Raw genomic sequence first — 24,709 nt, 5'->3', positions numbered from 1 at the left:
CGGGAGGGGCGCAGGTGCGCAGTACGCGAAACCCTGGATGATATTCACTATCGATTGGCGGTAAAGCGCATTAACTTTCTAAACATTCCTGGCCTGCAGGCAGGACCACATGCAAGCAAAGGCCTGGGTGGCCGTTGCTGGCCCATAGCCGTCCCCCTTGCAGCTCGATGGCGCGGCGGGCGATCGCCAGGCCCAGGCCGAAGCCTGTACCGCTATCGGCCAGGCGCTGGTAGGGCTTGAAGATGCGTTCGAGGTCCGCTTGCGGCACACCTGGGCCTTGGTCGCTCAGACGCAGGTGCCAATGATCGCCCTCACGCCAGCCTTCGAGACTGACCCGGCCTTCGGCGGGTGAGTGGCGGATGGCATTGCGCATCAGGTTTTCCAAGGCCTGGGCCAGGCTGTCCAAATGAATCTGGACCACGCAGTCGGTTCCGAGCGAACAGGGCAACCGGGCGCGGTCCCAGCCGCTTTCGAAACAGATGTCCTGGCACAGTGCTTCCCACACTGACAGCATCAGCACCGGCTCGGTGGCCAACTGTGGCTGCTCGGTGTCCATCCAGGCCAGGTCCAGGGTGTTCTCGAGCAGCTTCTGCATGTCGTTCACCTCGCGGTCCAGGCGCTCGCGCAATTGCACCGGCGGCAGGTCGCTGTCATGGGCGATGCGCAGACGCGCCAGTGGTGTGCGCAATTCGTGGGACAGGGTACGCAGCAGCAGGCGTTGCTGTTCGAGGCTCTGGCGCAGGCGCCCGGCCATGTGCTCGAAGGCCTGGGCCAGTTCGCCCAATTCGTCGCGGCGTTCCTGCAGCGGCAGGCTGGGGCCGTCCAGGTCATCGGCGCGCAGGGCGTCGGCGCGATCCCGCAGGCGGTTCAGCGGCACCACGAGGTGACGATACAGCGCCAGGCCCAGAAGTAATGCGAGCAGGGTGGGGGCGACGCCGTGGGTGATGACGTGGGTCCACGGCGTCAGGCCGGTGGGCAGCAGTCGCTCGGGCAACTGCATCACCAGCCGGCCATGTTCGGGGTGTTGGGGGAACTCGATGCTGACGTAGGGCAGTTCGTCGCGTAGCCGGCGGCTCATCGGCCAGTTGAGCTTGCGCATGAAGGTCAAGTGACTGGCTTCCTCGGCGCTCAGTGGCGAGGTGCCGAGGCTTTGCAGGTAAGGACCGAGGACGACTGCCCAGGTGTCCTCGGCCTGTTCCAGTTTCCGGCGGAAGGCTTCTGCGCCAACAGCGCCGCCTTCCATCCAGGCCTGCTCGGCTTGCTGTGCATAACGCGCCAGGTAGTCCTGGTCGGCCTGGGAAAGGAAGTAGCTCTTGCGCTCTACCGACAACCCCCAGGTCCAGATCAGCCAGGTCAGCAGCAGGCAGAAGCCGACCTGCAGCATGGCCAGTTTCCACAGCAGGGGGTGGCGGCGCATCAGGGCTGTTCCGTGTCGACCAGGATGTAGCCTTGGCCGCGCACGGCCTGGATCTGCAGATGCTGAGCATCGATATCGGCCAGCTTGCGGCGCAGGTTGCAGACATGCACGTCGAGACCGCGGTCCAGCCGGGTGTAGGCCCGGTGCAGTACGGTCTGGTAGAGAAAGGCCTTGCTCAGGGCTTCGCCTGGGTGGGCCGAGAGCGTGGCCAGCAAGCGGAACTCCGAAGCGGTGAGGCCTGCGGCCTTGCCGTGGTGAGCGACATCCTGGCGGGCTTGATCGAGCAGCAGCGTGCCGGCACCGCTGTGCAGCACGGTGCCGCGGTCGAAGGCCACCCGCCGCAACAGTGCATCGACTCTGGCATCCAACTCCGCCAGGCTGAACGGCTTGGGCAGATAGTCGTCCGCTCCGCGGGTGAAGCCACTGATGCGATCTTGCTCGGCGCCCAGCGCCGACATCAGCATCACCGGCACGGCCTGCTGGCGGCGTAGCTGATCGAGCAGGCTGAGGCCATCGATACCGGGAAGCATGATATCCAGCAGTACCAGATCGAAACGCGCAGCTTCGATCGCCGCCAGCGCCTGGGTTCCATTGGCGCAGGCATGAACCTGGAAGTGGCGGCTGAGGAAATGGCACTCGAGATCCTGGCGCAGGCGCGGGTCGTCTTCGGCAAGCAGCAGTGATGTGGGCACGATGAGCCTTTAATGAGAATCCGTATCAGTTAGATCATCCCATTGTGAGGTGTGCAAGGGCAATCCTTGCCTGTGGGCTGCTCGTGCCCAAGCCTCGGGCGGCGTGTGTTAAGAAGGTTAATCCTGCTGCACCCCCGCCTGCCCTCGGGTATCGTTCGCAAAAAGCAACTGGTTTCGTTTGCGATTAACTGTCATTTAGGTGGCTGACGCCACTGGTCCCTCTCCCTACTCAGCGTCTGCATCGACAGCGTCGTGGGAGGCGGCTGCCCGCAAGAAAGAGGTTCGAACCTCTCGCCGCGGTGCAAGCGGAGCCGTTGCTGGTCTGTCCACTGCAACTTCAACTCAAAGGTGTGTCATGAGCGGTATCAAAGGTGTGGGAAGCCCGCGACGGGTTCGGGGATGGTTGGTGCTGGGGCTGTTGGCGCCGTTCTCGCTGACGGCACTGGCCGAGACGGTGGCAACACAGGCAGCCACCGTCGATACTGCACTGGACCTGCCGGCCTTGACCATCGAGGGCAACCGCCTGTACGACATGCTGCCATCGGAGCAGACCGGCGGCTACAGTGTCGACGCCGCCACCGTGGGCACCAAAACCCCTGCCGCGCTCAAGGACATCCCCCAGTCGATCACCGTCTACACCCAGGACTACGTCAAGGATCGCCAGTTCGTGCACCTGGACGACCTGGCCAAGTACACCGCCGGCCTGCGGACCTTGACCAACGACAGCGGCCGCTCGTCGATCTACGCCCGTGGCTATGAATACAGCGAGTACAACATCGACGGCCTGCCAGCGCCGATGGCCAGCATCTTCGGCACAGTGCCCTCGCTGACTGCTTTCGACCGCGTCGAAATCATGCGAGGCCCAGCCGGGCTGTTCAGCAGCACCAGCGAACTGGGCGGCATCGTCAACATGGTGCGCAAGCGCCCGACCGCCGAATTCCAGGGGCATGTCGAAGGCAGCTACGGCACCTGGGACACCAACCACGAGGAAATCGACCTCAGCGGTCCATTGGACGAGGCGGGCCGGGTACGCGGGCGTTTCGTCGCCTCGCGTGACGACACCAATGGCGAGGTGGACTACAACGCCAACACCAGCAACAGTTACTACGGCGCGCTGGACATCGACCTGGACGAAGACACCTTGCTGTCCTTCGGCCTGATCCACGAAGTGAAGAACATCACTCCGCACAATGGCTATCCGGCCACACTGTCGGGCGAGGTGCCCGATTTCAGCCACTCCAAATTCCTCGGTGCCGACTGGAACTACTTCGACGGCAAGACCACCGACCTGGTCGCCGAGCTGACTCACCGCTTCGACAATGGTGGTTACGGCCGCATCGCAGCCCGTGGCTCGCACCGCGACACCAACTACCTGTATGGCTTCACCGCGACCAATGCCAAGACTGGCGCCAACTCGCTGCGTGCCAGTGCGCGGGACTTCACCCAGGACACCTACTCGCTCGACGCCAGCTACAGCCAGCCGTTCGAGACATTCGGCCAGGTCAGCGAATTCGTGGTCGGCACCGACTACAAGAACTACGACACCGACTACCTCAACGGTTCCAGCACCCTCGGCACCATCGACGTCAACAGCTATTCGCCGACTCAGTTCGCCAAGCCGTCGCCGAACTACAGCACTGAGACCGGTATGCAGGAAGAGGAATATGGCCTGTATTCCAAGGTCACTTTCCGCCCGGTCGAGCGTCTGGCGCTGATCGCCGGTGGCCGCTTCAGCTGGTATCGCGGTGATTTCTACACCACCACCCTGAGCAGCGGCTCGACCACTGAAGACGACAAGCGTGTCGACGGTCGCTTCACCCCGTACGGCGGCGTGGTCTATGACCTCACTGACACCCACGCGCTTTACGCCAGCTACTCGCAGGTGTTCAAGCCGCAGTCCGATACCGACAGCAATGGCCGGGTCCTCAAGCCACGGCAAGGCGAGCAGTACGAGTTCGGCCTCAAGAGCAGCTACTTCGGTGGCGACCTCAACACCCGTGTGTCGGTCTTCCGCCTGACCGACAAGAACCGCGCCACCACCGCATACGATGCTGACGGCGTCGACATCGGCTTCTCCGTGGCGTCCGGGAAAACCCGGGTCAAGGGTGCGGAAGTTGAAGTCAGCGGCAAGTTGGCGCAGAACTGGGAAGTGTTGGCCGGCTACACCTGGATGCAGACCGACACGGTCAAGGGCGATGCCGAGACCACGTTCTTCATCATGCCGCGCAACCAGGCCTCGCTGTGGACCAAATACACCGTCGACCAAGGTCCGCTGAACGGCTTGGCCATCGGCGGCGGGGTTTCGGCCATGAGCAGCTTCTACGCCGAGAACGGCGGCGTGCGCATCGATGCGCCGGGTTATGCCACCGTCGATGCCATGTTGTCCTACCCGGTCACCGACAAGCTCACGGCCACCTTCAACGTCAACAACCTGTTCGACCGGGATTATCTGTCGCGGGTGGGCTCGACCTCGACCTTCAACTTCTACGGCCCATCGCGCAGCATGAGCGTGGGTGCTCGCTACGACTTCTGATCCTTGCCCATTGCGGTGCCCGCGGTTCACGCAAGTGTTAACCCGAGCACAGCTTGGACATCGGCCATTGTTATCGACGGCCTGTTTGTTGTGAGTGGCGACCTCTCGGCTTGGCAGGTCGATGTTCAGCCACTTCAATACAGGCCTTTCAACCGGGACGATTACCATGACCACACCTGAAAACCCGGACTCGCTGTCCAACCTGAGCGGCTCGCTCAGTGCTGAATACGATCAATCCCGCGCGGCCCAGCGCGACCGCGTGATCGCCGAACTCAAGCAAGTGATCGAGCGTGTACCCGAACAGACCGAACTCACCAACTCGCGCCGCTACAAGGTGTGGGGGCCGGTGCTGCTGTTGGCATCGCTAGGCATGCTTGCCCTGGCCGTCAACATGGGCAAGACCGGCATGATCGTGGCGGCCTTGTTCCTGGCGGCGGTCTTCGCCGCGGTGACCTGGCAGCATCGCAATGCTGGCACCCACGTGTTCATGCGCCTGACCCGTCGCCAGCTGTTCGTCGACACTCTGGATACGCCGGTCGACCTGGCCCAGGTCGAGGATGTGGCGATCAAGGACGAAGGCCTGGTCACGATGCAGACCCTGAACATGAGCGACGAAGCGGTGCTGCCGGATCATCGTGTGGCACGGCTGCAGTTCTTCGGTAACCAGGCAATGGTGTTGAGAAAACCCCGTCTGCAACTGCGCATCATGTCCGCCGGTCTGGCCATCGGCGGCCGTAAGCTGGACAACGAAGAAGCGCTGGCATTGCTGGCGGCCTACCGCGACGCGGCCCATGCCCAACGTCAGCTCGAGGCAGTGCTTGCCGATGGATGAAGGCGAACGCGAAGCGCATCTGGATTATCTGCAGGCCTGTGCCGATGGACCGAGCGCGTCCCTGGAGATCCATGAGCGCTCGCTGGGCAAGGCGCTGGTGTGCGCCGTGTTGGCCTTGTCGGTGGCTGCCGTCGGCCTGTGGCTGACCAGCCTGCCGCTGTTATTCGGCCCGCAGACCGCGGCGCCGGTCAAATGGCTGCTGTGGGGCTGTGGTCTGCCGTTGCTCGCGGCAGGTCTGGCCGGGTTGGCCTTGGCCGAGACGCTGCGCCGCCGCCACGGCAAACGGGTGCTGGGCATCACCCCCGACACCCTGTGCTTTGCCAATTCGCCCGCGCCCATACCCTGGCATACCTTCGATGCATTCGACATCGATCAGCGCCACCTCAGTACTTTGGTGGTGTTTTCGGTCTCGGCATCCAGTCGTGCCCCTGAATTGTATCCCGCCTGCTACAAGTCGCTGGTGACACCCGATGCCTCCCCCCTGGCCGGCGGTCTGCGGGTCAAGGTGTGGGCGTGCACACCGACCCTGGCCGGCAGGGCATTGGCCTTCGAGGAACTGACCGACCTGTTGTACGCCTACCTTGAAGCCGCCCAGGCGCGGCGCACCCTGGGACAGTTGTTCCCAGCCGTGGAGCGGCTCGGCGCCCAGGGATGAGTCGCGCGCAGGGCGAGGCGCAGCGAAATCGGCACCCGGTCTTCTTCAGGTGATGAGGTGGATGGCAAGTCCGACCAGCGCGCTAGCCATCAGCACTTGGATCACGCTTCGCTTGTAGCGCAACAGCGCGATGGCAACTGCGCCAGCAATCAGCGCAGACGGCCACTCGAACGCACCGGCGAAGCCATTCGGCCAGAGGACGTGATAGCCGAAGAAAAGCGCCAGGTTGAAGATCACGCCGACCACCGCTGCGGTGATGCCGGTCAAGGGTGCGGTGAACTTCAACGCGTTATGGGTCGATTCCACCAGAGGGCCTCCAGCCAGGATGAAAAGGAAGGAGGGAAGGAAGGTGAACCAGGTCACGAGGCTAGCGGCGATGGCCCCGGCGACGAACGGAGGGTAGGCCTCGAACATGGGATGGAGGTAGCCGCCGACGAACCCTACGAATGCGACCACCATGATCAGCGGGCCAGGCGTGGTTTCGCCCAACGCCAGGCCGTCGATCATCTGGCCGGGCGAGAGCCAACCGTACTGGCCCACCGCCCCTTGATACACGTAAGGCAATACCGCGTAGGCGCCGCCGAAGGTCAGCAATGCCGCTTTGCTGAAGAACCAGCCCATGCGCGTCAGCGTCCCGTCCCAACCAAAGGCCGCCACCAGCAGGCCCATGGGCAGCAACCACAGGCCTGCACCGACGAATAACAAGCGCAGCAGGCGCGTCCAGTGAAAGCGAGCATGCGCCGGGATCGCTGTATCATCGTCAATCAGAGCACGGCCATGGCGGGCCGTGGCGGCCCGCTGGCCACCGCCCAAGGCAAATTGGTCCGGCAGCAGGCGACCGCCGAAGTAACCGACAAGGCCGGCAGCCAGCACGATGAGCGGAAAGGGTAGATGTAACGCAAAGATGGCCACGAACGAGGCTGCCGCGATCGCCCATAGCCAGGCATTCTTCAGCACTCGGGTGCCGATACGGTGGGCGGCATGTACCACAATCGCGGTCACCGCCGGTTTGATGCCATAGAGGATGCCGGCGACCGCGGGTACCTCGCCAAACGCAAGGTACAGCCATGACAAGCCGATCAGGATGAACAATGACGGTAGCACGAACAACGTCCCTGCAATGATTCCGCCCCAGGAGCGATGCATCAACCAGCCGATGTACGTTGCCAGCTGTTGCGCCTCGGGCCCAGGTAGCAACATGCAGTAGTTGAGTGCATGCAGGAATCGCTTTTCACTGATCCAGCGGCGGCGTTCCACCAGTTCCTGATGCATGATCGAAATCTGCCCCGCAGGGCCGCCAAAACTGATCAACCCCAGTTTCAGCCAGAACAGGAACGCTTCGTACAATCCAACGGCCCGTGGTTCGGTCTCAGGCTGTTCGTGGCTGTGAGGAGTGGGATTGGCCATTGGTAGAGATCTGAACTGGAAATGTCATTAACCCTACCTTAGCCCTGCGCTTGGTCCCGTGGGTGAATGGGCGCAGAGGTTCAGGGGGACTTTCGGTCGGGCATTAAAAAGCCGGCTTGTGGCCGGCTTCTCGGGGACGGTCTTGGCTAATTTTTGGTAAGCCGCAACCGCCTTAATCGTGTGGCCATCAAGGGCCGAATAGAAATGGCGGACGACCGTGTGGGACGTTGCCGAGCCCTCTGGATCGCGGCTTGCGCCGGTCGGGGCTGAAGTGGCGCGTAGCATACAAGGGCTGGCGCCAGATGCCCAGCAAAAATTGCCATTAGCAGGGGCCCCCCGGGCGCTGGCCGCGAAAATGCGACCAATGGAACACCCAGCCGAGGACCTGCAGCCTTTGGGCCTGGCGCTGTACCTGGGTATAGCGCTCGGTTGCGTACTGGTTGCGGTCGTGGCTGTGCAGGCACAAGGTGCCTTGCTGGCCCAGGCTGAGGCTGTTCACCCGGAGCACGCCGTCGTGCAGCAGGGCATAGGTCTCGCCTTCGATCACCTGGGTCAGGCTACGGTCGATGGCGACGATCGCGCCACTGGGGATCAGCGGCGCCATGTTGCTGCCGGGCATGGCCACGCAGATGGCCGCCTCGCTGGAAATCCCCAAGGTCTGCAGCGCCTGGGCCGGCAGCGGCAGGTAGTTGCCTGGCACTGGCACCAGCGAGCCTTCGTACAACGCATGCAGGGGCACCTGCTGGATGTAGCCGCTCTGGGCGCCGAGCAGGGCCGGCGCTTCGATCGGTTGCGGACCCGGCAGGCCACTGCGCAGCATCGGCGCCGGGTGCTTCGGGCCTTCGCCATTCTGCAACCAGCGTCGGTTCACGCAGAACACGTCGGCCAGTTCATCGAGGCGAGCGAAGGGGATGCCTCGCTTGTACCAGTTGTTGACGTGCTGCGGCGAGATACCGCGCTGGGCAGCGAAATCGGAAGAGGTCAGCCCACACTCCTGGAGCAGGGCCTTTAGGCGTTCACCGGATCTGTTCATGGACCGAGTGTAGCGTCGGCGTACGCGCAGGGAAATGAACCGGATGTTGATGCGAAAAGTCAGAAAAAGCCTCTATGTAAGACAGTTTCTTAGGACGCGGTAGGATTTTCGCCATGCAGGCGGCCGATGCCATAAAAAAAACCCCGCCGGAGCGGGGTTGTTTCGCGATCGGGATCAGCCCTTGTAGGCAGCGACCGATTTGGTGATCGCGGCACGGGCGGCGTCGGCGCCTTCCCAGCCTTCGATCTTGACCCACTTGCCCTTCTCCAGATCCTTGTAGTTGGCGAAGAAGTGCTCGATCTGCTGGATCAGCAGGGCAGGCAGGTCGGTGTATTCCTTGACGTCGACGTACAGCTGCGACAGCTTGTCGTGCGGTACCGCGATGACCTTGGCGTCGCCGCCGCCGTCGTCGGTCATGTTCAGAACGCCGACCGGACGGGCACGGATCACCGAGCCTGGCGCGACCGGATACGGGGTGACCACCAGCACGTCCAGCGGATCACCGTCGTCGGCCAGGGTGTTGGGGATGAAGCCGTAGTTGGCCGGGTAGAACATCGGGGTGGCCATGAAACGGTCGACGAACAGGGTGTCGCTGTCCTTGTCGATCTCGTATTTGATCGGCGCATGGTTGGCCGGAATTTCGATGGCGACGTAGATGTCGTTCGGCAGGTCTTTGCCAGCCGGAATCTTGCTGTAGCTCATTGGGCGATGCCCCCGTGTCTGTTCAAAAAGTGGCGGCGATTATAGGCATATTCCGCGCAGGGCTGCCACGCTTAGGCGGACGCGCGGGGGTATCAGGCGTGGCTTTCGCGATAGTCCGGATGTTCGGCCTGCAGACGCTGCAGACGCTCGAGCGGGGCTTGGCGGTAGAACAGCGCAAGTTGGCCATAGACCTGTGGATAGGCCTGCTGCAACAGGTCGGGCGCGCTGAAGAAATACTCGCTGGTGACCGCGAAGAATTCTGCCGGGTTTTCCGCTGCGTAGGGATCGATGATGGTGTCAGTGTCGGGGTCGGCATCGAGCTGGCGGTTGAGATCATCGTAAGCCTGTTGCATCACCTTGGCCCAGGTCTCGACATGCATGTCTTGGTGCAGGGGCGGTAGGCCGTTGGCGTCACCGTTGAGCATGTCGAGCTTGTGCGCCAGCTCGTGGATGACCAGGTTGTAGGCATCCCAGCCGCCGCTGGCCAGCACCCCATGCCAGGCGAGGATCACCGGGCCTTGCTGCCAGGCCTCGCCGCTGTGCTCGCCATCCCAGACGTGTTCCACGCCGCTGGCGTCGCGGTGGCGCTGGGGGCTCTTGAAGTCATCGGGGTAGAGGATGATCTCGTGGAAGCCCTGGTACCAGTTCAGCTCGCCCAGGTGCATCAGCGGCAGTTGTGCCTGGGCGGCGAGGTGCAGGCGCTGCTCGTCGTCCAGTTCGACGCCGGGCAGGGTGGTCAGGTGCTTGTCGTGCAGGAACAGGACGCACGCTTCGCGCAACCAACGGTCTTCGGCCTGGCTGATGCCATCGAGCAGGGGCAGGCGCTCGCGGATCGCCTGCCACAGTTGTGGGTCGATTGGGTAGCGCGCCAGGGTGCGCTTGCGCCGCCAGGCGCTCAACGACCACATGGTGCGGTCAGTGGGCCTTGGCCGTGCGGCCCAGGCGCCCGCGTACCAGTCCGAGGATCATCGGCACCAGCGACAGGACGATGATGCCCACCACCATCAGCGACAGGTGCTGTTTGATGAACGGCACGTTGCCGAAGAAGTAACCGAGGGTGACCAGGCCGCCCACCCACAGCAGCGAGCCGGCCACGCTGAAGCCGAGGAAGCGCGGGTAGTGCATGTGCGCGATGCCGGCGACGAACGGCGCGAAGGTCCGCAGGATCGGCAGGAAGCGCGCCATGGTCACGGTCTTGCCGCCGTGGCGCTCATAGAAGTCGTGAGTGCGTTGCAGGTAGTCGCGACGGAAGATCTTCGAGTTGGGGTTGTTGAACAACCGTTCACCCACGGTGCGACCGATCACGTAGTTGGTACTGTCGCCGAGAATCGCCGCGGCCATCAGCAAGCCGGCCAGCAGCACGGGGTCCATGCCACCGCCTGCGGCTACCGCCCCGGCAATGAACAACAAGGAGTCGCCCGGCAGGAAGGGCATGACCACCAGGCCGGTCTCGCAGAAGATCACGGTGAAGAGGATGGCGTAGATCCAGGGGCCGTAGTTGGTGACCAGCAGGTCGAGATAGGTATCGAGATGCAGGATAAGGTCCAGCGGGTTGAAATCCATGTACAGCACCTGTGTTCTTGACCCGAGGCTACGGGCACGCGATGACGGACGACGCCCAGGAGGTAGGCTTTTTTACCCTACTGATGGGGAAATTACTTTGTGTCAGGAAGGGCATTATACGGCGATGCGGGGATCGTGCCCGGGGAGATTGTAGCTTTGGGTTTCGGTGGGGGGCGGTATTGGTATGGTGGGGCTTATGCAGGGCGGCATCTATCGGGCGCCCGCGCGGCGCTCGATAGATGCGGCACTAAATATTCCAAGCGCACACTGCGCCCGTTGCCATCCCTCAATCCCCACCAATCGGCAATACATAATTCTCGAACTCGGTGTCCTTGCGAAACCCTATCGACTCATAGGTCTTGCGCGCCACCTCGTTGCTGGCCGTGGTCGACACCCGCATGCGCACCGCCTGGGTATCCTTGGCCATCTTCCGCGCCTCGCGCATCAAGTGGTCCGCCACCAGCATGCGACGGGAATCCTCGGCTACATAGATGTCGTTGAGAATCCATACGCGCTTGAGCGACAACGACGAAAAGCTCGGATAGAGCTGGCAGAAGCCCAACAACTTGCCATCGTCATCATCCGGTAGTGCCAGGTAGATCACCGACTCGTCACGCTTGAGGCGTTTTTCCAGAAAGGCCCGCGAACTGTCCGGGTAGGGCAGCTCCCCATAAAACTCGCGATACTTCACGAACAACGGCGTCAGCAGGTCAAGGTGTTGCAGGGTTGCCTTGATGATGCGCATGTGCGGCCCTCAGAGTCCATTGGGAAACGGCGGAATGCCAGCAGCAGTCAGGGCCATGCTGCCCCAATCTGCGGCGCCAACCGTCCGTGACATGTGTTTTACCCTTCGTCGAGTAGGAAGTTCCCTTTTTTACTGGTGGGGTTTTCGCTGTCGATACTGTGTAGCTCGGCTTCGTCTTTCAGGTTGACGCCCGACAGCTGCCGGCGACAGGCCTCGCGCATCAGGTACAGCAAACGGTGGGCGGCCATGCCGTAGCTCAGCCCTTCCAGGCGCACGTTGGAGATGCAGTTGCGGTAGGCGTCGGTCAGCCCGACCTTGGGCGCATAGGTGAAATACAGCCCCAGGCTGTCCGGGGAGCTGAGACCAGGACGCTCGCCGATCAGCATCACCGTCATGCGGGCACCGAGCAGTTCACCGATTTCATCGGCCACGGCAACCCGACCCTGCTCCACCAGCAATACCGGGGCGCAGCTCCAGCCATCGGCTGCGGCCTGCTCCTCGAAGCGCGCCAGCAACGGCAGGGTATGGCGATGCACCGCCAGGGCGGAAAGACCGTCGGCGACGACGATCGCCAGGTCGACGCCGCCAGGGTTGGCGTGGGCATGCTCGCGCAACAACCGCGCCGAGTCCTCATGCAGGCGCCGACCCAGGTCGGGGCGTTGCAGGTATTGGTGGCGGTCGCTGGCGGCACTGTGCAGCACCAGCGTATCGCGGCCCCGTGCCTGGAGTTGCTCGGCCAGGCTGGCGTGATCGAAAGCCAGGTGCACGGCATCGCGGGCCTGGGCGTGGGCGAACTGGAAGTCCAACTGTGCGCCGGTGGGCAGGCTGGTGCCGCTGCGACCCAGGGCGATGCGCGCCGGGGTGAGGTTGCGCAGGGCTAGCCAGGGGTTGGCCGGGGAGGGCGTGCGAGGGTCCATGGTCATGTCCTATGCGAGCTGCGCCAGGGCCTGGCGGAAGGCGGGCGGCAGGTTGTCGCCAAAGCGCACTCGGCCATCGGCCTGGGTAAAGATACCGGTGCGCTCCAGCCAGGCTTCGAACTCCGGGCCGGGACGCAGGCCCAGGGTCTGGCGAGCGTAGAGCGCATCATGGAACGAGGTGGTCTGGTAATTGAGCATGATGTCGTCGGAGCCAGGAATGCCCATGATGAAGTTGATCCCGGCCACGCCGAGCAGGGTCAGCAGGGTGTCCATGTCGTCCTGGTCGGCCTCGGCATGGTTGGTGTAACAGATGTCGCAGCCCATCGGCACGCCCAGGAGCTTGCCGCAGAAGTGGTCCTCGAGACCGGCGCGGATGATCTGTTTGCCGTTGTACAGGTATTCCGGGCCGATGAAGCCGACCACGGTGTTCACCAGAAACGGCTTGAAATGCCGGGCCACGGCGTAGGCACGGGTCTCGCAGGTCTGCTGGTCAACCCCATGGTGGGCGTTGGCCGACAGTGCGCTGCCCTGGCCGGTCTCGAAATACATGAGATTCTGCCCGAGGCTGCCGCGCTGCAGCGACAAGCCGGCCTCGTAACCTTCCTGCAGCACGTTTAGGTTGACGCCGAAGCCGGCGTTGGCCGCCTCGGTGCCGGCGATGGACTGGAACACCAAATCCAATGGCACGCCCCGCTCGATGGCGGCGATGGAGGTGGTCACGTGGGTGAGCACGCAGGCCTGGGTAGGGATGTCGTAGCGCTGGATGATCGCGTCGAGCATTTCCAGCAGGGCACAGATCGAGGCGATGCTGTCGGTGGCTGGGTTGATGCCGATCATGGCGTCGCCATTGCCGTACAACAGGCCGTCGAGGATGCTGGCGGCGATTCCGGCCGGTTCGTCGGTCGGGTGATTGGGTTGCAGGCGGGTCGACAGACGTCCGCGCAGGCCCATGGTGCCGCGAAAACGAGTGACCACGCGGATTTTCTGCGCCACCAGGACCAGGTCCTGCACGCGCATGATCTTCGATACCGCGGCCGCCATTTCCGGGGTCAGCCCTGGGGCCAGGGCGCGCAGGCTGTCCTCGTTGGCCGCATCGCTCAAGAGCCAGTCACGCAGGCCGCCGACGGTCAGGTGGCTGACGGCGGAAAAAGCCTGGGCGTCATGGCTGTCGACGATCAGCCGGGTGACTTCATCTTGCTCGTAGGGAATCAGCGCTTCGTTGAGAAAGTGACTGAGGGGGATATCGGCCAGGGCCATCTGCGCGGCGACCCGTTCGCCGTCGTTGCTGGCGCCGATACCGGCCAGGTAGTCGCCGGAGCGCGCCGGACTGGCCTTGGCCATGACTTCCCGGAGGCTGTCGAAGCGGTAGACCAGGTTGCCCACCGTGTGTACGAAACTTGCCATACAGAATCTCCAGAGCGCCGCGGGCGTGGCCCGCGGCGGATGTCGGCGATCAGTTCAACGCCTCTTCGGCCTGCTGGATCGCGGCGAATTCCTCTTCCGGTGTACCCGCTACCAGGTGGTGGCGACTGTAGAAAGCAAAGTAGGCAATTAATACCCCATAGATCACCGCAGCGCCAATCACCACTCGCGGATCGACCAGGAAGCCTGCCACCACGGCGATGCACGCCAGGACCAGGGCCACGCCCGAGGTCACGATGCCGCCAGGGGTGCGATAGGGCCGTTCCATCTTCGGCCGGCGGATGCGCAGGGTGATGTGCGCGGCCATCATCAGCACGTACGACAGGGTCGCGCCGAACACCGCGACCAGGATCAGCAAGTCACCCTGGCCGGTCAGCGACAGCGCGAAGCCGATGATGCCGGGGATCACCAGGGCCATGACCGGGGCTTTGCTCTTGTTGGTTTCCGAGAGCTTGCGTGGCAGGTAGCCGGCTCGCGACAGGGCGAAGATCTGCCGCGAATAGGCATAGATGATCGAGAAGAAGCTGGCGATCAGACCCGCCAAGCCGACCAGGTTGACGAAGCTGCCCATCCAGGTACTGCCGCCATAAGCCTTGGACAAGGCCTCGACCAGGGGGTTGCCAGATGCTTTCAGGGCCTCGGAGCCCGCGCCACCTGGGCCGACCACCAGGATCAACAGGGCGAAGGCGAGCAACACCAGCATGGCGCCGATCAGGCCGCGTGGCAGGTCGCGTTTGGGGTTCTTGGTCTCTTCGGCGGCCAGCGGCACGCCCTCGACGGCGAGGAAGAACCAGATCGCATAGGGGATCGCCGCCCACACGCCGACGTAGCCGAAGGGCAGGAAGCTACTGGCACCGACCGCGTCGGTCTTGGCGATATCGAACAGGTTGGCTGCATCAAAATGGGGCACCATGCCCACCAGGAACACCGCCAGGGCGATGGCCGCGATGGCGGTGATGATGAACATCAGCTTCAGTGCCTCACCCACGCCGAAGATGTGGATACCGATGAAGACGATGTAGAACGCCAGGTAGATCATCCAGCCGCCGATGCCGAACAGCGATTCGCAATAGGCGCCGATGAACACGGCGATGGCGGCAGGGGCGATGGCGTATTCGATGAGGATCGCGGTGCCGGTGAGAAAGCCGCCCCAGGGGCCGAAAGCGCTGCGGGCGAAGCCATAGCCGCCGCCGGCGGTAGGAATCATCGAAGAAAGCTCGGCCAGGGAAAAGCACATGCACAGGTACATGGTGGCCATCAGCAGCGTTGCCAGGAACATACCGCCCCAGCCGCCCTGGGCCAGGCCGAAGTTCCAGCCGGCGTAGTCGCCGGATATCACGTAGGCAACGCCCAGGCCTACCAGCAGGACCCAGCCGGCGGCACCTTTTTTCAATTCACGTTGTTGGAAGTAGTCGGAGCCGACCTTTTCGAAATCGACGGAAGAGCCCGCCGGCGTGCCGGTGGAGTGATCGCTAGGCATGGATTCACCTGTTGTTTTTCTTGAGGTCCGGAGGGGTTCCGGGCCGATGGTGATCGAGACTGCAGGAAGCGGGCCAGAGCGGTTCGTGCACGGAAACCGCTTGGCAATGGAAGCCCGCCTCCACAGGTAATGTGTGATGGCCGAGGCCATCACGGGACCTGTGGGAGCGGGCTTGCCCGCGAATGCCGCAACGCGGTTTAGAAGAAGCCCAGCGGATTGATGTCGTAGCTGACCAACAGGTTCTTGGTCTGCTGGTAGTGGTCGAGCATCATCTTGTGGGTTTCGCGGCCAACGCCTGACTTCTTGTAACCGCCGAACGCGGCGTGGGCTGGGTACAAGTGGTAGCAGTTGGTCCACACGCGACCGGCCTTGATGCCACGGCCCATGCGGTAGGCGCGGTTGATGTCACGGGTCCAGACGCCGGCGCCGAGGCCGAACTCGGTGTCGTTGGCGATGGCCAGGGCCTCGGCTTCGTCCTTGAAGGTGGTGACGCTGACCACCGGGCCGAAGATTTCCTCTTGGAACACGCGCATGCGGTTGTTGCCCTTGAGCAGGGTCGGCTGGATGTAATAGCCAGTGGCCAGGGCGCCTTCGAGTTTTTCTACCTTACCGCCGGTCAGAAGCTCGGCGCCTTCCTTCTCGGCGATTTCCAGGTACGAGAGAATCTTCTCGAACTGCTGTTGCGAGGCCTGGGCGCCGACCATGGTGTCGGTGTCCAGCGGGTCGCCGCGCTTGATCTGTTGGACTTTCTTCATCACCGCTTCCATGAACTGCGGGTAGATCGACTCCTGCACCAGGGCGCGCGATGGACAGGTGCAGACCTCGCCCTGGTTGAAGAACGCCAGGACCATGCCCTCGGCGGCCTTCTCGATAAAGCTCGGCTCGGCCTGCATGATGTCTTCGAAGTAGATGTTCGGCGACTTGCCGCCCAGCTCTACGGTGGACGGAATGATGTTCTCGGCGGCGCATTTCATGATGTGCGAGCCGACCGGGGTGGAGCCGGTGAAGGCGATCTTGGCGATGCGCTTGCTGGTGGCCAGCGCTTCGCCGGCTTCTCGGCCATAGCCTTGGACGATGTTGAGCACGCCCTTGGGCAGCAGGTCGCCGATCAGCTCGACCAGCACACTGATGCCCAGTGGGGTCTGCTCGGCGGGTTTGAGCACCACGCAATTGCCTGCGGCCAGCGCCGGCGCGAGTTTCCAGGCCGCCATCAGCAGCGGGAAGTTCCACGGGATGATCTGCCCAACGACGCCCAGCGGCTCATGGATGTGATAGGCCACGGTGCCTTCGTTGATTTCTGCGGCGCCGCCTTCCTGGGCACGGATGCAGCCGGCGAAGTAGCGGAAATGATCCACCGCGAGTGGAATATCGGCGTTGAGGGTTTCGCGGATCGGCTTGCCGTTGTCCCAGGTTTCGGTGATGGCCAGGACTTCCAGATTCTGCTCGATGCGGTCGGCGATTTTCAGCAGGACATTGGAGCGGTCCTGTACGGAAGTGCGACCCCAGGCATCGGCGGCGGCATGCGCGGCGTCCAGGGCTTTGTCGATGTCTTCGGCAGTGGAGCGGGGAAATTCGGCGATCGGCTGGCCGTTCACCGGAGAGACGTTGGTGAAGTACTCACCCTTGACCGGAGGAACGAACTCACCACCGATGTAGTTGCCGTAGCGGCTCTTGAAGGAAACCTTCGCGCCCTCGGTACCGGGATGTGCGTAACGCATGGTGTGTCTCCTGGCTTATGTGTTTTGTTGTGGAGTTGAGAAGCGTAGAGCAAAGCCCGGGCCAGCGTGGCCAGCGCCAATGCAATCAACGGCTTGGACCATGACCCGGCAGTGGAGGCGCGATGGAACGTGCCAGGCATGGCGCGCTGGGGGGTGACACTTTGTACCGTTGATGACACGCCCTCGGCACCTGCATTGCAAAGCCCGCCCGGGTGGAGGATGCTGACGTGAAGTCTCTATCTGCGGAGCAAAACAACAAATGCAGAGCAACGAACTCAGCCGCCATGCCCGGCAGGTGCACACCGTCGCCCGCGGCGCGGCCACCGGTGACCCGTCGATCACCCGCTCCTGGCTGCGTTGCCTGGAGGACTATCACCTCGACCCAGCACTGATCCAGGCGCCGCTGGTGCTTGAACACGAGCGGCTGCTCGAAAGCCGCGAGCGCCTGTGTCAGGTGCTGGAAATCGCCGGCGGCGAGATGAACAGCCTGCATCAGCAACTCTCCGGTGCCGGTCACGCGGTGCTGCTCACCGATGCCCGAGGGGTGATCCTCAACTGCGTCACCGCACCGACCGAGCGGCGCGTGTTCGAGCGCGCGGGACTGTGGCTGGGTGCGGACTGGAGCGAGGCGCGTGAGGGCACCAACGGCATCGGCACCTGCCTGGTCGAGCGTCAGGCCCTGACCATTCACCAACATGAGCACTTCCGTGGCCGTCATACGGGCCTGACCTGCTCGGCCAGCCCGGTGTTCGACCCCCATGGCGAATTGCTGGCGGTGCTCGACGTGTCCTCGGCCCGCCCCGACGTGTCGCGACAGAGTCAGTTCCACACCATGGCCCTGGTCACCCTGTCGGCCAAACTGATCGAAAGTGCCTATTTTTTGCGTCACTTCGAGCGACACTGGCTGTTGCGCTTGCACCTGCAGGTCGAATCGCCCGGCCTGGTGGGCGAAGGCCTGCTGGCGTTCGACGGCGATGGGCGTATCTGCGCGGCCAACCAAGGCGCGTTGAACCTGCTCGGTTGTCGGCGCGATGGCCTGCTGGGGCAGACCATGGAGCAGTGCTTCGCTTGCAGCCACGATGAGTTGTTCAGCCGCGCCACGCCCTCAGGCAGCACCGCCTGGCCGTTGCGAACCCGTGACGGACGACGGTTCTTCGCCAGCTTGCGCGGGCAAGCGCAACGGCCGTTGTGGTCGGTGCCGGCCAGTACCGCGCCGGTGCAAGCTCCGGCCAACGGTGTATGTCTGCTGGATCCTGCGCTGCAGCGCGAGTTCCAGCGCGCCGTTCGCGTGTTCGAGCGCGATGTACCGTTGCTGCTATGCGGCGAGACCGGTTGCGGCAAGGAGGCGTTCGCGAAGGCCGTGCACCAGGCCAGCCAGCGCCGTGGCAAGCCGTTCGTGGCGGTCAACTGTGCATCCATCCCCGAAAACCTGATCGAGAGCGAGCTGTTCGGCTATCGCGGCGGCAGCTTTACCGGTGCGCGCAAGGAGGGTATGCGCGGCAAACTGTTGCAGGCCGATGGCGGGACGTTGTTGCTGGACGAAATCGGCGACATGCCACTGGCGCTGCAGACGCGTCTGCTGCGGGTGCTGGAAGAGCGCCAGGTGGTGCCGATCGGGGGCGAGCCCCAGGCAGTGGACGTGCGCATCGTCAGTGCCACCCATCGCGACCTGCTCGAACGGGTCGAGCAGGGCACTTTCCGCGAGGACCTGTACTACCGGCTCAACGGCTTGGAGGTCACCTTGCCGGCACTGCGCGAACGCAGCGACAAGGCGGCGCTGTTGGACCTGTTGCTGCGCCAGGAAGCCCAGGGCCAGGCCATCGCCATCGAGCCACGGGCGCGGCAGGCGCTGCTGGACTTTGCCTGGCCTGGCAATGTGCGGCAGATGCGTACCGTGCTGCGGACTTTGCTGGCGCTGTGCGAGGACACGTTGATCCGATTCTCTGACATTCCCACTATGGTCAGGGCCAACGAGGCCCGCTCCCACAGGTCCGTTATCGGGTCTGGAACATTGGAGGGTGTCGATCTACTGCAGAGCGCCGAGCGTCAGGCGCTAATGGAAATGCTGGAGGCCAATCGCTGGCACCTGACCCGCGTCGCCGAGCACCTGGGCATCAGTCGCAATACCCTCTATCGAAAACTGCGCAAGCACGGCATAACCCGAGCCGTCTGAGCGAAACATCGTGTGCGATTTTCTTCGCCCTGGGCTACCCTGCCTCGAAGTTTTGCGAGGTCGACCATGCATATTCACATTCTAGGTATTTGCGGCACGTTCATGGGGTCGCTGGCGGTGCTGGCCAAGGAGCTTGGTCACCGCGTCACTGGCTCCGACGCCAACGTCTATCCACCGATGAGCACCCAGCTCGAGGCCCAGGGTATCGAGCTGACCCAGGGCTACGACCCGGCGCAACTGGACCCGGCACCTGATCTGGTGGTGATCGGCAACGCCATGTCGCGCGGCAATCCGGCAGTGGAATACGTGCTCAACAAGGGACTGCCCTACGTCTCCGGCCCGCAGTGGCTGGCCGACCACGTGCTGCAGGGGCGCTGGGTACTGGCCGTCGCCGGTACCCACGGCAAGACCACCACCAGCAGCATGCTGGCTTGGGTACTCGAACATGCCGGCATGAGCCCGGGCTTTTTGATCGGCGGTGTGCCGCAGAATTTCTCGGTGTCGGCGCGCCTTGGCGACACGCCGTTCTTCGTGGTCGAGGCCGATGAGTACGACAGTGCCTTCTTCGACAAGCGCTCGAAATTCGTCCACTACCACCCGCGAACCGCGATCCTCAACAACCTCGAGTTCGATCATGCCGATATCTTCCCCGACCTGGCGTCGATCGAGCGGCAGTTCCATCACCTCGTACGGACCATTCCAGGCGAGGGTCTGGTCATCCATCCCACCACCGAACCGGCATTGGAACGGGTGATCGGCATGGGGTGCTGGACGCCGGTGCAGACCACCGGAGCCGGCGGCCAGTGGCAGGCCAAGCTGCTCAGCGCCGATGGGTCGCGCTTCGAAGTGCTGTTCGAGGGCGAGCCACAGGGTGTGGTCGATTGGGCCCTGACCGGCCAGCATAACGTCGCCAATGCCCTGGCGACCCTGGCCGCCGCCCGCCATGTCGGCGTAGTGCCGGCCATGGGCATCGACGGTCTGAGCGCCTTCAAGAGTGTCAAACGCCGTATGGAGAAGGTCGCTGAAGTTCAGGGCGTGACTATCTATGACGATTTCGCCCATCACCCGACCGCTATCGCCACCACCCTCGATGGCCTGCGCAAGCGCGTTGGCGAGGCGCCGGTGATCGCGGTGGTCGAGCCCCGATCCAACTCGATGAAACTGGGTGCCCACCGTGATGGCCTGCCGGACAGCGTCAACGACGCCGATCAGGTCATCTGGTACGCCCCGGCCAACCTCGGTTGGGACCTGGCGGCCACCGCCGAGCAGTGCAAGGTGCCGAGCGTGGTGGCCGACAGCCTCGAGGCGATCATCGAGCGGGTCAAGGGCCAGGCGCGTCCCGGCACCCATGTGGTGATCATGAGCAACGGCGGCTTTGGCGGCCTGCACGGCAAGCTGGCCGAGGCCCTGAAGTGAACGGGCCGGAACGCATCACCCTGGCCATGACCGGCGCCTCCGGGGCGCAGTATGGCCTGCGCCTGCTCGACTGCCTGGTGCGCGAGGATCGCGAGGTGCACTTTCTCATCTCCAAGGCCGCACAACTGGTGATGGCCACCGAGACCGACGTGGTGTTGCCGCCCAAGCCACAGGCGATGCAGGCGTTTCTGACCGAGTACACCGGTGCCGCCGATGGCCAGGTGCGGGTGTATGGCAAGGAGGACTGGATGTCGCCGGTGGCTTCAGGCTCCGGTGCTCCGGCGGCGATGGTAGTAGTGCCGTGCTCCACCGGTACGCTGTCGGCCATCGCCACCGGCGCCTGCAACAACCTGATCGAGCGCGCCGCCGATGTCACCCTCAAGGAGCGTCGGCAGTTGATCCTGGTGCCGCGTGAGGCGCCATTCTCGACGATTCATCTGGAGAACATGCTCAAGCTGTCGCAGATGGGGGCGGTGATCCTGCCGGCTGCGCCGGGTTTCTACCATCAGCCGCAGACCATCGATGACCTGGTCGACTTCGTCGTGGCGCGTGTGCTCAACCTGCTGAACATTCCGCAGGACATGCTCCCGCGCTGGGGCGAGCATCACTTCGGGGTCGATGATTGAAGCGCGTGCTGGTGATACTGCTGGCGGGCATGACGCTTGGCGGCTGCGCCACCGTGCGAACCCTGGATGCCAACAAGCCGGGGGCGCCGGTGGTGTATGCCGGGACGCGGCTGGACTGGTATGTGATCAATGGCGGGTGCTGCCCCAAGGACCACTTCGGCGCCGAGGCACCGACGTATCCGCGCCTGGATCTGCCGGGGAGCATGCTGCTCGATACCCTGTTCCTGCCGTTGTCGTTGCTGACGGCGGCGGGCATCGGTTTCCAGGCTAGCGGTGGATTGTGATGGCCTCTTCGCGCCGAACTGGCGCGAAGAGGCCTGATTGAACGCAGGATTACTTCTTGCCGAGCCTACGCAGCTCATCCGACTCGACGATGCGCACCCCGTCTTCTTCTTCCAGCGCCAGTCGCCATAGCGCCCGCGCCAGTGTGCAGGGCTCGATACCGCGATACTTGCCTGGGAGAAACCGCGCGAACGGCGCCGCCATCCGCTCGCCCAGGCGTGGCTCGACGCGGTCACCCAGCAGCAGTGAAGGCCGCACGATGGTCAGCTGTGGCCAGTCCTGGGCCTTGAGCGCTTCTTCCATCTCGCCTTTGACCCGGTTGTAGAAAATCGACGACTTGGGATCGGCACCGATCGCGCTGACCACCAGCAGGTGCCGCGCGCCCATCTCCCGGGCACGCTTGCTGAAGGCCACGACCATGTCCAGGTCCACCGCACGGAACGCCTGCTCCGACCCCGCCTGCTTGAGCGTGGTGCCCAGGCAGCAATAGGCGATGTCGACGCGTCCGGCCAGCTGTGGCAGAAACACTGCCGGGTCGCCAACCGGGTTTTCCAGATGCGGATGCTCGGCCAGGGGGCGGCGCGTTGGGGCCAGTACCCGGCTGATGGTGGGTTCGTTGAGCAGGCGGTCGAGCAGGTGTTCGCCCGTTAGACCCGTGGCTCCGGCAAGCAGGACATGCTGAGGCGTCAAGTACATGATGTCTCTCCCTTGTTACACACAGAGTTTAGTGGTTGCCGGGCGTTTTCGCCTGTTCCCCCACGTTCGCCTGTGCGGCGTTGCGCAAGGCCTCCTCGGCCTGCTGCCGGCGCAGGCACTGCCAGTGCGCCAGGACCGCAGGCGGTGCCCACATCTGGGGCTCGGAGGCTTCAAAACCTTCCCTTTGTTCACGTTCGGCAACGGTGGCTCGCGCCAGTTCGAACGCCTGTTTCAAATCATCGGTCTGATTCAGTGCCTGGGCGAACAACGCATCGCCGAAGTAGGTGAAATCAGCCTCTTCCGAACAGCCGAACGACACCCGATCAGCTCGCGCTGCAGTCATGATCACCGTGCGCTCGTCCTTGAGCGGAGCGATGTAGCCTCCGGAATAGCAGGCGGAGATGACGATCACCTTGTCGCGGCCCTTCAGCGGGGCCAGGGCGCTGCTCAGCTCGGCAGCGGACAGATCGGCCAGTTGCAGGCGCGGCTGGTCGAGCACCAACTGGTGGTCGGCGCTGCCGTGGCTGGTCAGGTAGATGAACACCAGGTCTTCCGGGCCGCTACGCTCGGCCAGGGTACGCACGGCGCGGGAGAGGCTCTCGCGTGTCGCCATCGGGCGCGTCGCCAGCTGGTCCCGGTGATTGACCAGGGTTACCTGGCCGCTGGCGCCGAAGCGCACCTTCAGCATGTTGCTGACATAGTCGGCTTCGCGCAGGAATACGCTCTGCTGGCCATCTCCGGCCACCACCAGGCTGTACAGTTGGATCGGTGGTGCCGAATGCGGCACGTTGGCCAGTGCTTCGTCGAGCAGTCGGCCTTGGTTGAGCAAGGCCAGGTCGAGAGGGTCGGGCAACAGCTTGCCGTGCTGGTCGCGCACGCGCACGCCGTTCACCCACTCACCAGCCTGCACCTTACCGTTGGCCAGGGTCAGGCGACCTGCGCCGTGGTAGGCATCGTTGGCAAAGCCGCCGCTGTAGTGGCTGCCGTCAGCCAGTTGCAGGGTGCCCTGGCCGTCGAAGCGCCAGTCGACGAATTCGCCTTTGTAGTGGCTGCCATCGCTGGCGAGCATTTCGCCTTCGCCGATCAGCGAGCCATCCTTGAATTCGCCGATCCACACATCACCCTCGGCGCTTTCATAGCGGCCCCGGCCTTCCAAACGGTTGTCCTTGAACTCACCGATGTACTGCTCACCGTCGACGCTGTCGTAGGTGCCGCTGCCCTGCAGTTGGCCATTGACGAAACGCCCGCTGAACTGGTTGCCGCTGGCGTCGCTGCGTACGCCATCGCCATTGGGCTGGCCCTTGGCGAACAGCCCCTGATAGCGGCTGCCGTCAGCCAGTTCGAGCTGGCCCGCACCGTCGTACTGATCGTCCTTGAACTGGCCCCGGTAGGTCTGATCGGCTTGCTTGAGCGTGCCTTCGCCATCGCGCCGGCCATGCTTGAAGGTGCCGGCGTAGTGGCTGCCTGGGGTGGTCAGGTCGCCCAGGCCCTGGAACAGCCCTTCGGCGAACTGGCCGCGGTAGACCTCGCCATTGCTACCGTGCCATTCGCCCTGGCCGTGCCATTGGCCATCCTTGAACGTGCCGGCGTACCAGCTGCCATTGGGGTAGTCGATACGACCCTGGCCCTGCAGCAGGCCATTCACCACCTCGCCTCGATAGCGCCCGCCGTCGGGCAGGCGGGCGTCCGGCGGCAATAACGATTCGCCATCGCCACAGGCGGCAAGCAACAGGGTCAGGGCGAGAGGCAACAATGGACGCATGGTCGAACCCGGGCAAAAGATCTGCCGAGTATGCCGCAGAATGGGGGCTGCATAGCAGCCCCCATGTCGTTCAGACGAAACAGAGGGTCAGTGGCTCGGCAATGTAGGCCGGCTTTTCTTCGCCTTCGATCTCCAGGGTGGCGGTTGCCTTCAGCAACCATTGCCCGGGTCGCTTCTCGGTCACTTCGCGAAGCTCCAGCTTGAGCCTCACCTTGCTGTCGACCTTCACCGGTTGCACGAAGCGCACGCTGTCCAGACCATAGTTGACCACCATCTTCAGCCCCTCGGGTAGGAGCAGGATGTCTTCCATCAGCATCGGCAACAGCGACAAGGTGAGAAAACCATGGGCGATTGTGCTGCCGAACGGGGTATTCGCTGCCCGTTGTGGGTCGACGTGGATGAACTGGAAATCGCCGGTAGCCTCGGCGAACAGGTCGATACGTTGCTGATCGATCTTGAGCCAGTCGGAACGACCCAGTTCCTTTCCAACATGCTGCACGAGCTCGGTAACCGGTACATGGGGCATGGCGACTCTCCAGAGGCTTCTAGTTGGTACGAGAGTGCAAGATCAGCACGGCCGCTGGTTGCCGTCAAGTTGCCTGCACTTTGCCGAATATCGGCATACAGGCACGGCATGC

Annotated in this window: 22 protein-coding genes; 7 read left to right on the top strand and 15 right to left on the bottom strand. The window is 63.5% G+C overall.

Annotation, left to right across the window (positions count from 1 at the left end; genetic code table 11):
• Positions 1-70: 70 nt before the first annotated feature.
• The gene (locus tag KY379_RS11770; RefSeq protein ID WP_133330136.1) at positions 71-1,417 is read right to left on the bottom strand and encodes a sensor histidine kinase; all 1,347 of its coding nucleotides are present in this window, start codon (positions 1,415-1,417) and stop codon (positions 71-73) included.
• On the bottom strand, positions 1,417-2,109 hold the full coding sequence (locus KY379_RS11765; protein WP_314733524.1) for a response regulator transcription factor: 693 nt from the start codon (positions 2,107-2,109) through the stop codon (positions 1,417-1,419). The genes KY379_RS11770 and KY379_RS11765 overlap by 1 nt, the downstream gene beginning before the upstream one ends.
• Before the next feature lie 355 nt (positions 2,110-2,464).
• Between KY379_RS11765 and KY379_RS11760 the strand changes: the two genes are divergently transcribed.
• The 3 genes from KY379_RS11760 to KY379_RS11750 all read left to right on the top strand — a co-directional run bounded on the left by KY379_RS11760 (position 2,465) and on the right by KY379_RS11750 (position 6,129).
• Positions 2,465-4,642, top strand: a complete 2,178-nt coding sequence (locus KY379_RS11760; RefSeq protein WP_261240115.1) for a TonB-dependent siderophore receptor — start codon at positions 2,465-2,467, stop codon at positions 4,640-4,642.
• Between the two features lie 166 nt (positions 4,643-4,808).
• Positions 4,809-5,474 carry a hypothetical protein gene (locus KY379_RS11755; protein ID WP_207955640.1) on the top strand — a complete coding sequence of 222 codons (666 nt, stop codon included), beginning with the start codon at positions 4,809-4,811 and terminating at the stop codon, positions 5,472-5,474.
• Entirely contained in the window at positions 5,467-6,129 is a 663-nt protein-coding gene (locus tag KY379_RS11750) for a hypothetical protein (RefSeq protein ID WP_196173186.1), read from the top strand. The genes KY379_RS11755 and KY379_RS11750 overlap by 8 nt, the downstream gene beginning before the upstream one ends.
• 45 nt (positions 6,130-6,174) lie before the next feature.
• Here KY379_RS11750 and chrA read toward each other — a convergent pair whose 3' ends face one another.
• The 10 genes from chrA to KY379_RS11700 form a co-directional block, all read right to left on the bottom strand.
• Complete coding sequence (gene chrA / locus KY379_RS11745; RefSeq protein WP_261240104.1) at positions 6,175-7,536, bottom strand: chromate efflux transporter; 1,362 nt, start codon at positions 7,534-7,536, stop codon at positions 6,175-6,177.
• 322 nt (positions 7,537-7,858) lie between these two features.
• On the bottom strand, positions 7,859-8,569 hold the full coding sequence (locus tag KY379_RS11740) for a helix-turn-helix transcriptional regulator (protein WP_261240100.1): 711 nt from the start codon (positions 8,567-8,569) through the stop codon (positions 7,859-7,861).
• Between the two features lie 174 nt (positions 8,570-8,743).
• On the bottom strand, positions 8,744-9,271 hold the full coding sequence (gene ppa / locus KY379_RS11735; protein WP_003255365.1) for an inorganic diphosphatase: 528 nt from the start codon (positions 9,269-9,271) through the stop codon (positions 8,744-8,746).
• A gap of 92 nt (positions 9,272-9,363) precedes the next feature.
• Complete coding sequence (locus KY379_RS11730; protein ID WP_261240098.1) at positions 9,364-10,179, bottom strand: zinc-dependent peptidase; 816 nt, start codon at positions 10,177-10,179, stop codon at positions 9,364-9,366.
• Positions 10,180-10,186: 7 nt separating this feature from the next.
• Entirely contained in the window at positions 10,187-10,834 is a 648-nt protein-coding gene (locus KY379_RS11725; protein WP_133330148.1) for a DedA family protein, read from the bottom strand.
• Between the two features lie 286 nt (positions 10,835-11,120).
• Entirely contained in the window at positions 11,121-11,579 is a 459-nt protein-coding gene (locus KY379_RS11720; RefSeq protein WP_133330150.1) for a GNAT family N-acetyltransferase, read from the bottom strand.
• Positions 11,580-11,677: 98 nt separating this feature from the next.
• Complete coding sequence (gene eutC / locus KY379_RS11715; RefSeq protein ID WP_133330152.1) at positions 11,678-12,496, bottom strand: ethanolamine ammonia-lyase subunit EutC; 819 nt, start codon at positions 12,494-12,496, stop codon at positions 11,678-11,680.
• Positions 12,497-12,505: 9 nt separating this feature from the next.
• On the bottom strand, positions 12,506-13,900 hold the full coding sequence (locus KY379_RS11710) for an ethanolamine ammonia-lyase subunit EutB (RefSeq protein ID WP_133330154.1): 1,395 nt from the start codon (positions 13,898-13,900) through the stop codon (positions 12,506-12,508).
• Positions 13,901-13,949: 49 nt separating this feature from the next.
• On the bottom strand, positions 13,950-15,398 hold the full coding sequence (eat, locus tag KY379_RS11705) for an ethanolamine permease (protein ID WP_133330156.1): 1,449 nt from the start codon (positions 15,396-15,398) through the stop codon (positions 13,950-13,952).
• Between the two features lie 197 nt (positions 15,399-15,595).
• Complete coding sequence (locus KY379_RS11700) at positions 15,596-17,116, bottom strand: aldehyde dehydrogenase family protein (protein ID WP_133330158.1); 1,521 nt, start codon at positions 17,114-17,116, stop codon at positions 15,596-15,598.
• Positions 17,117-17,375: 259 nt separating this feature from the next.
• On the opposite strand from KY379_RS11700, the gene KY379_RS11695 reads away from it, so the two are divergent.
• The 4 genes from KY379_RS11695 to KY379_RS11680 all read left to right on the top strand — a co-directional run bounded on the left by KY379_RS11695 (position 17,376) and on the right by KY379_RS11680 (position 21,615).
• Positions 17,376-19,289, top strand: coding sequence for a sigma-54-dependent Fis family transcriptional regulator (locus tag KY379_RS11695; RefSeq protein WP_133330160.1), 1,914 nt, complete (start codon positions 17,376-17,378; stop codon positions 19,287-19,289).
• A 66-nt stretch (positions 19,290-19,355) separates the two neighbouring features.
• Positions 19,356-20,705, top strand: a complete 1,350-nt coding sequence (gene mpl, locus KY379_RS11690; protein WP_133330162.1) for a UDP-N-acetylmuramate:L-alanyl-gamma-D-glutamyl-meso-diaminopimelate ligase — start codon at positions 19,356-19,358, stop codon at positions 20,703-20,705.
• Positions 20,702-21,331, top strand: a complete 630-nt coding sequence (ubiX, locus tag KY379_RS11685; protein ID WP_133330164.1) for a flavin prenyltransferase UbiX — start codon at positions 20,702-20,704, stop codon at positions 21,329-21,331. The genes mpl and ubiX overlap by 4 nt, the downstream gene beginning before the upstream one ends.
• Positions 21,328-21,615, top strand: a complete 288-nt coding sequence (locus KY379_RS11680; RefSeq protein WP_133330166.1) for a YceK/YidQ family lipoprotein — start codon at positions 21,328-21,330, stop codon at positions 21,613-21,615. The genes ubiX and KY379_RS11680 overlap by 4 nt, the downstream gene beginning before the upstream one ends.
• A 49-nt stretch (positions 21,616-21,664) precedes the next feature.
• Here the strand turns inward: KY379_RS11680 and KY379_RS11675 are convergent, their stop codons facing one another.
• The 3 genes from KY379_RS11675 to KY379_RS11665 form a co-directional block, all read right to left on the bottom strand.
• Positions 21,665-22,309: an oxidoreductase gene (locus tag KY379_RS11675; protein WP_133330168.1), complete on the bottom strand. Its 645-nt coding sequence runs from the start codon at positions 22,307-22,309 to the stop codon at positions 21,665-21,667.
• A gap of 28 nt (positions 22,310-22,337) precedes the next feature.
• Positions 22,338-24,071, bottom strand: a complete 1,734-nt coding sequence (locus tag KY379_RS11670; protein ID WP_261240075.1) for a C13 family peptidase — start codon at positions 24,069-24,071, stop codon at positions 22,338-22,340.
• Between the two features lie 70 nt (positions 24,072-24,141).
• The gene (locus KY379_RS11665) at positions 24,142-24,597 is read right to left on the bottom strand and encodes a MaoC family dehydratase (RefSeq protein ID WP_133330172.1); all 456 of its coding nucleotides are present in this window, start codon (positions 24,595-24,597) and stop codon (positions 24,142-24,144) included.
• Between the last annotated feature and the right edge of the window lie 112 nt (positions 24,598-24,709).

Origin of the sequence: Pseudomonas sp. HD6422, assembly GCF_025377065.1 — a bacterium.
In the GTDB taxonomy this organism is placed as follows: Bacteria; Pseudomonadota; Gammaproteobacteria; order Pseudomonadales; family Pseudomonadaceae; genus Aquipseudomonas; species Aquipseudomonas putida_U.
Note: the sequence above shows the minus strand (reverse complement) of the source record. Positions and strands in the feature narration are given on the sequence as shown.

Bases quoted from the DNA above. Each gene is read 5' to 3' on its own strand.
- KY379_RS11770 (WP_133330136.1), bottom strand. From the start codon at position 1,417: ATGCGCCGCCACCCCCTGCTGTGGAAACTGGCCATGCTGCAGGTCGGC.
- KY379_RS11760 (WP_261240115.1), top strand. From the start codon at position 2,465: ATGAGCGGTATCAAAGGTGTGGGAAGCCCGCGACGGGTTCGGGGATGG.
- KY379_RS11755 (WP_207955640.1), top strand. From the start codon at position 4,809: ATGACCACACCTGAAAACCCGGACTCGCTGTCCAACCTGAGCGGCTCG.
- KY379_RS11750 (WP_196173186.1), top strand. From the start codon at position 5,467: ATGGATGAAGGCGAACGCGAAGCGCATCTGGATTATCTGCAGGCCTGT.
- chrA (WP_261240104.1), bottom strand. From the start codon at position 7,536: ATGGCCAATCCCACTCCTCACAGCCACGAACAGCCTGAGACCGAACCA.
- KY379_RS11740 (WP_261240100.1), bottom strand. From the start codon at position 8,569: ATGAACAGATCCGGTGAACGCCTAAAGGCCCTGCTCCAGGAGTGTGGG.
- ppa (WP_003255365.1), bottom strand. From the start codon at position 9,271: ATGAGCTACAGCAAGATTCCGGCTGGCAAAGACCTGCCGAACGACATC.
- KY379_RS11730 (WP_261240098.1), bottom strand. From the start codon at position 10,179: ATGTGGTCGTTGAGCGCCTGGCGGCGCAAGCGCACCCTGGCGCGCTAC.
- KY379_RS11725 (WP_133330148.1), bottom strand. From the start codon at position 10,834: ATGGATTTCAACCCGCTGGACCTTATCCTGCATCTCGATACCTATCTC.
- KY379_RS11720 (WP_133330150.1), bottom strand. From the start codon at position 11,579: ATGCGCATCATCAAGGCAACCCTGCAACACCTTGACCTGCTGACGCCG.
- eutC (WP_133330152.1), bottom strand. From the start codon at position 12,496: ATGGACCCTCGCACGCCCTCCCCGGCCAACCCCTGGCTAGCCCTGCGC.
- KY379_RS11710 (WP_133330154.1), bottom strand. From the start codon at position 13,900: ATGGCAAGTTTCGTACACACGGTGGGCAACCTGGTCTACCGCTTCGAC.
- eat (WP_133330156.1), bottom strand. From the start codon at position 15,398: ATGCCTAGCGATCACTCCACCGGCACGCCGGCGGGCTCTTCCGTCGAT.
- KY379_RS11700 (WP_133330158.1), bottom strand. From the start codon at position 17,116: ATGCGTTACGCACATCCCGGTACCGAGGGCGCGAAGGTTTCCTTCAAG.
- KY379_RS11695 (WP_133330160.1), top strand. From the start codon at position 17,376: ATGCAGAGCAACGAACTCAGCCGCCATGCCCGGCAGGTGCACACCGTC.
- mpl (WP_133330162.1), top strand. From the start codon at position 19,356: ATGCATATTCACATTCTAGGTATTTGCGGCACGTTCATGGGGTCGCTG.
- KY379_RS11675 (WP_133330168.1), bottom strand. From the start codon at position 22,309: ATGTACTTGACGCCTCAGCATGTCCTGCTTGCCGGAGCCACGGGTCTA.
- KY379_RS11670 (WP_261240075.1), bottom strand. From the start codon at position 24,071: ATGCGTCCATTGTTGCCTCTCGCCCTGACCCTGTTGCTTGCCGCCTGT.
- KY379_RS11665 (WP_133330172.1), bottom strand. From the start codon at position 24,597: ATGCCCCATGTACCGGTTACCGAGCTCGTGCAGCATGTTGGAAAGGAA.